The sequence below is a fragment of the Bifidobacterium bombi DSM 19703 genome, assembly GCF_000737845.1.
GTDB classification, from domain to species: Bacteria; Actinomycetota; Actinomycetes; order Actinomycetales; family Bifidobacteriaceae; genus Bifidobacterium; species Bifidobacterium bombi.
On record NZ_ATLK01000004.1, the window covers coordinates 1 to 4809 of the forward strand.

The following is a 4809-nucleotide window of genomic DNA, read 5'->3' on the forward strand; positions in this document are numbered from 1 at the left end:
CGCCCGGTCCCATTCCGAACCCGGAAGCTAAGGCCTGGCACGGCGATGGTACTGCACTCGGGAGGGTGTGGGAGAGTAGCACGCCGCCGCATTACATGTTATGGGGGATGCCTTTGGGTGTCCCCCTTTTTTGTATCCGACGTGGCACACGACAAAACGTGTGGGTTCCGGCGTTTCGGGGTGCGTGTTCACGGCGACGACCACCCAAAACCAATACCCACGTGGGTTTTAGCGGTATACTGGTCTTCCGGCCGTGCGGTCGGAGCCAACAGGAGGTACTCATGATTCAGGTACGTCAGATAAGTGTGGACGAGCTCGAACGAGTCGCGTTGCGGCAAGGCCTGTGTCTGCCGATCGAGCAGACCGCCGTCTGGCGTGAATACCAGAACTCCATCGAAGGGCGTACCGATTGGGGTTCGCTGGCCATCGAGAACGATGACTCCCTTCTCGCGCTGGTCGACCTGACCGACCACAGCACCCATGGGTACCACTCCCTGCATGCCGTTCATTCACCTGTCTGGGTCGAGCCACCTTCGGCCGACATGGAACGTTCGGTTCTCGAGGCGCTGTCTTCCTACGTCCACGCACACGATCACAAACAGGTATTCCTGCGTATCGCCGTGCACCATGACTTGGATTTGTGCGAACCTACGCTTTCGACCATTCCTTATGATCAAACAGTGGTCATTGACGTGACTGGTGGAGATGAGGAGATTCTCGCTCGGATGAAACCCAGAGGCCGGCGTGATGTACGTAAGTCGTTGCGTGAGAGCCCTGCTTCTTGCGTCGATGAAACCGATAAGGCGCTCGTTTCCTTCGAGGAATATTACGATGTGATGCGCGAAACCGGAGCCAGGGATGGCTTTCATCCTGCACCCTGTTCGGATTATGAGGACATGATTCGTATTCTTGGGCCTGACCATTGCCGTGTATACGCGGGTCGCATCGATGACCGGGTGGTGACATGGTCGATTGTCACCATATCGGGAACCCGTGGTGTCAGATATTATGGTGCGAGCCGCAGCGAAACCATGCGTGAACATGTTACGGATAAGCTTGTTTATTTCGAGTGCTGTGATCTTGGTGCGAATAAGGGTGTGAAGAGCTACGATATGATGGGCATCGGCGATGACTTCGCTCCGAGCCTCAAAGGCCTCAATGAATTTAAAACAAAGTTTACCAAAGAGATTACACAGGTTGCCCCTAACAGGGATATCCCTTTGAGAAAAACCTTCTATAAGGCATTGGTCACGGCGAAACGTCTAAGGGACCGTTAAGGCTCTTCTGCGGCCAGATGCCTGGTCTGCTTCACCTGGGTCTGTTACGCTGACCGGTTTCGCGCTAACGGGTATCATTTTCGTACTGTGACGGCGGCACCGGTCCTGATACGTACGGCATAAGCGTCGGGCATGTGCTGGTTACGCGCCGAGGATTGCGCCGAAGAGGAACGGAAAGCGGTCGCGATGGTGAGCGTCAGATATGTGCAGGTATGCGCGGGAAGACCGCTCCAAGCGCTTGCGGCCTTCATACTTACGGTTGATATTCAGCATGGATTACATGTATATTGGATTCAATGGCATGCGAACACAGCGAGAAGGCGATGATGGTTTCGCATCGCGGGAAGGATTCGGATGATTCACCTTGAATCGATCGACCGTCGGAACTTTTATCAGGTTCTTGAGCTGGAGAGGCCTGCCGGTGAGCCTTTCGTGGCCCCCAACAGCGTTTCATTGGCCGAGGCCTGGTTGTACCGCGACGAGAACACCGTGCATCCTGCCGCCATTTATGATGACGACACACTCGTCGGCTTCGTCATGACCCATGACAGGCCGGAAGAACGAATCCGCGACATCTGGAGAATCCTGATACCGGAACGTTTCGTGAACCGCGGTTATGGAAGTGGTACGTTGGCCATCCTGATTCGTCGGCTGTGCGCGGACCCCGATTATGATGCGCTGGTTCTTTCGTATGTGCCCGGGAATGCAGCTGCCGAACACGTGTATCGCAAGGCCGGATTCCAACCCACAGGGGAGATCGATGACGGTGAAGTCGTGATGAGATATGAGGAATCGGGTCAGAAACACGGGTGATGTGCGGTCACGGCGGTCAGGAGCCGTGTCATTGCATTGGTCCGAGGGATGAACGTGGCTTTTGCGTTCATCGTGCGGCATGCGTAAAGAGATGGGTAGTCGTGAATCAGCGCATGTTTCCGGTCTGATTCGTCGGTCGAGGGTGGTGCGTCATTGTGGATTGTTCCTCAACATGTAAAAGACCCTGACTAGTCGTTGCCGTCGCGTCCGATGGCATGTGTGGTGCCCATATCAATCAAGGATGCCACGCGCCACAAGGGTTTCGGGCCACTATCGCGTGGTTTCATAGACAATTGAGTTCGTCGTATTCCGGCGTTCGTGCTTCGTGGGTCTGCTTTGGCCCGCATTGCCGCTATGTTGATGGGGCTTGGGCTCGTTTCTCGTCAAGCAACATGATAGGTCGTTTCGATGCTTGCTGCGGCTGGTGCTTACACTTCATGCCCACACCGCTCATATTCATCTGAAGAAGGAGTAGCGGGTGTTCATATGTAGGGAGAGATTTTCTCTGAGCGTCTTTGTAGGTTTATGAAGTCAGGTGGGTTCGGGTGGAGCAGCCGTTTCATAAGATGTAGATTTTTCATGAAGCGGTATGTATTGATTCATGCAATATCATATACGCCCGCATCAGGTATCAGGAATATTTGTCCTACCATCGAGTCGTCATGTCGCAGTCACTGTAAGGGATACGTTCATGGGATTCACACAAGCTGGCCTGTGTAGTCAGCGGTAGTGTGAAGACGTTTGTTTGTAAGGCTGTGTACAACGAAATGGCCGATGATCGGCGTCCAGGCCGAATCCTGTTTCGAGGTTCGAATGCCGTTTCAGCCTGCATAAGGTAAGGAGAGACGCCAGGATGGGTTGTGTAATGCACTGGAAGACTGATTCGAGCGTTCGCGATGTGCGCTCGCGAACATCGCGTTTTCAGGAAGGGTTCGGATGATCAACGAGGGACAAATTATCATGGGACGGACATAATATCCATTATCGGCAAAGTCGCCGGGTGTATCTATGTCCAACATGTGGTTTCTTACGTATCGCCGTGGTATTCGGGCGGCATAATTACTGCATGGATATAAGCGATGCAGAGGCCTATGCGGCATCGGATCATAAGTCGGATCTGGAAGTTGCCGTAGGTCGTTTGGAAGGAACGGTTCGGCATACTCCCACCGTCTTTTCGAAGACCCTGACGGATCGGGTCGGATTCGACGTGGCGATGAAGTTGGAAAACCTGCAGGAGACTGGTTCGTTCAAAATCAGGGGTGCATACAACAAAATTGCCGGACTGTCCCCTCAAGACCTGTCAAGGGGTCTTGTGACCGCCTCCGCGGGCAATCATGCGCAGGGAGTGGCCTATGCTTCCCGTGAGCGAGGCGCGAAGGCGACCATCGTCATGCCTCAAAGCACTCCACCGCTTAAGGTAGATGCGACGAAGTCGTACGGTGCTGATGTCGTACTTTTTGGTGAGACATTTGACGAGAGCGAGGCGTATGCCAGAGAACTCGCAAGTGAGCAAGGCATGGTGCTTGTCCATCCATTCGATGACTACCAGGTCCTTTGTGGTCAGGGCACCATCGCGTTGGAGATTCTCCAAGATCGTCCTGACATCACTGATGTGGTGGTACCTTTGGGCGGAGGTGGCTTGGGGTCCGGCATAGCTATGGCCATCAAGACGTTCCGTCCGGATGTGCGGGTTATCGGTGCCATTCCCTCCCAGTCCCCGGCATGGAAGATGTCATTTGCCGCAGGTCATGTCGTGGCGGCCGAAAAGGTTAACACCTCCGCGGAAGGCGTGGCGGTAAAACGTCCTGGAGATCTTACGTTTGCATTGCTTGAAACCTACCTGGACGACTTGGTTGAGGTGAGTGAGACGGGAATCTCGCAGATGATTCTGCTGATGTTGGAAAAGCACAAGCTCGTCGTCGAAGCCGCAGGTGCCGTCTCTTTGGCTGCGCTTGAGCAACTGGGCAGGCAATCGCAGGTGTTCTCTAAGGCGAAGGGAGCTCATGTCGTTGTCCCGGTGGTTTCGGGCGGCAACATCGATACCGTGACCATCGGTGCTGTGATTCAGGGAGGCATGATTTCCCGAGGGCGCATCATGCAGTTCGCGGTGGAGCTTCCCGATGTACCGGGTCAGCTTGTCAAGGTGGCTACAATTCTGGCTCGGCTTCGTGCCAATGTCATTGAATTAAACCATGACCAGTTCAAAGCGGCCGGACACTACCGCAACGGGGTTCTGCTGGAAGTGACGGTCGAAACGAATGGTTCGGAACACATCAAACGGATTCTTTCTTCATTGGAGGAGGAGGGACTCCACCCTAGGCAGATTTACTGAAATTCAAGAATTGCGCAAAAAGCAACACGCCGAATAAAGTCAATTATACCAACGAAAGCAAGGGCTCCGGAAGAGGCCGATTTGCAAAAATAGACACGTTCGAGTAAATTAATCACTTGCTGCCTGACAGCGACAACAAATCCTCAGGATTGATTGGGGTTGTTGGTGTGGTGGTGGTTTGAGAACTCAAGAGTGTGTCTGTACTACTTTTTTAGTTGAATGTTTTTGATTGCCAGTTTGGTGTGCGCCTGCGGGTTTGTCCTGTGGGTACCCGGAGGGGTTTAATGTGCATCAAGGTTTTTTGGTGAGGGACGTTTCCTCCTTATGGAAACGGACCGTCAATTATTATGGAGAGTCTGTTTGAGGCTTTTCCGCAAAAGGTTTTTT

The 4809-nt window shown here is 53.4% G+C and carries 4 protein-coding genes and 1 rRNA gene; 4 read left to right on the plus strand and 1 reads right to left on the minus strand.

The features are described from left to right. A 5S ribosomal RNA gene (rrf, locus tag BBOMB_RS07785) occupies window positions 1–92 on the plus strand; the annotation flags it as partial. 189 nt (window positions 93–281) lie between these two features. After that, window positions 282–1277, plus strand: a complete 996-nt coding sequence (locus BBOMB_RS07400; RefSeq protein WP_044088120.1) for a lipid II:glycine glycyltransferase FemX — start codon at window positions 282–284, stop codon at window positions 1275–1277. Between the two features lie 74 nt (window positions 1278–1351). Here the strand turns inward: BBOMB_RS07400 and BBOMB_RS08155 are convergent, their stop codons facing one another. Beyond that, a complete protein-coding gene (locus BBOMB_RS08155; RefSeq protein WP_156097164.1) occupies window positions 1352–1528 on the minus strand; it encodes a hypothetical protein in 177 nt (58 codons plus the stop codon). A 103-nt stretch (window positions 1529–1631) separates the two neighbouring features. On the opposite strand from BBOMB_RS08155, the gene BBOMB_RS07405 reads away from it, so the two are divergent. Together BBOMB_RS07405 and ilvA are read left to right on the plus strand one after the other, a co-directional pair. Continuing rightward, entirely contained in the window at window positions 1632–2090 is a 459-nt protein-coding gene (locus BBOMB_RS07405; RefSeq protein ID WP_044088118.1) for a GNAT family N-acetyltransferase, read from the plus strand. A 1066-nt stretch (window positions 2091–3156) separates the two neighbouring features. Continuing rightward, the gene (gene ilvA / locus BBOMB_RS07410; protein ID WP_044088117.1) at window positions 3157–4422 is read left to right on the plus strand and encodes a threonine ammonia-lyase; all 1266 of its coding nucleotides are present in this window, start codon (window positions 3157–3159) and stop codon (window positions 4420–4422) included. Window positions 4423–4809: the final 387 nt, after the last annotated feature.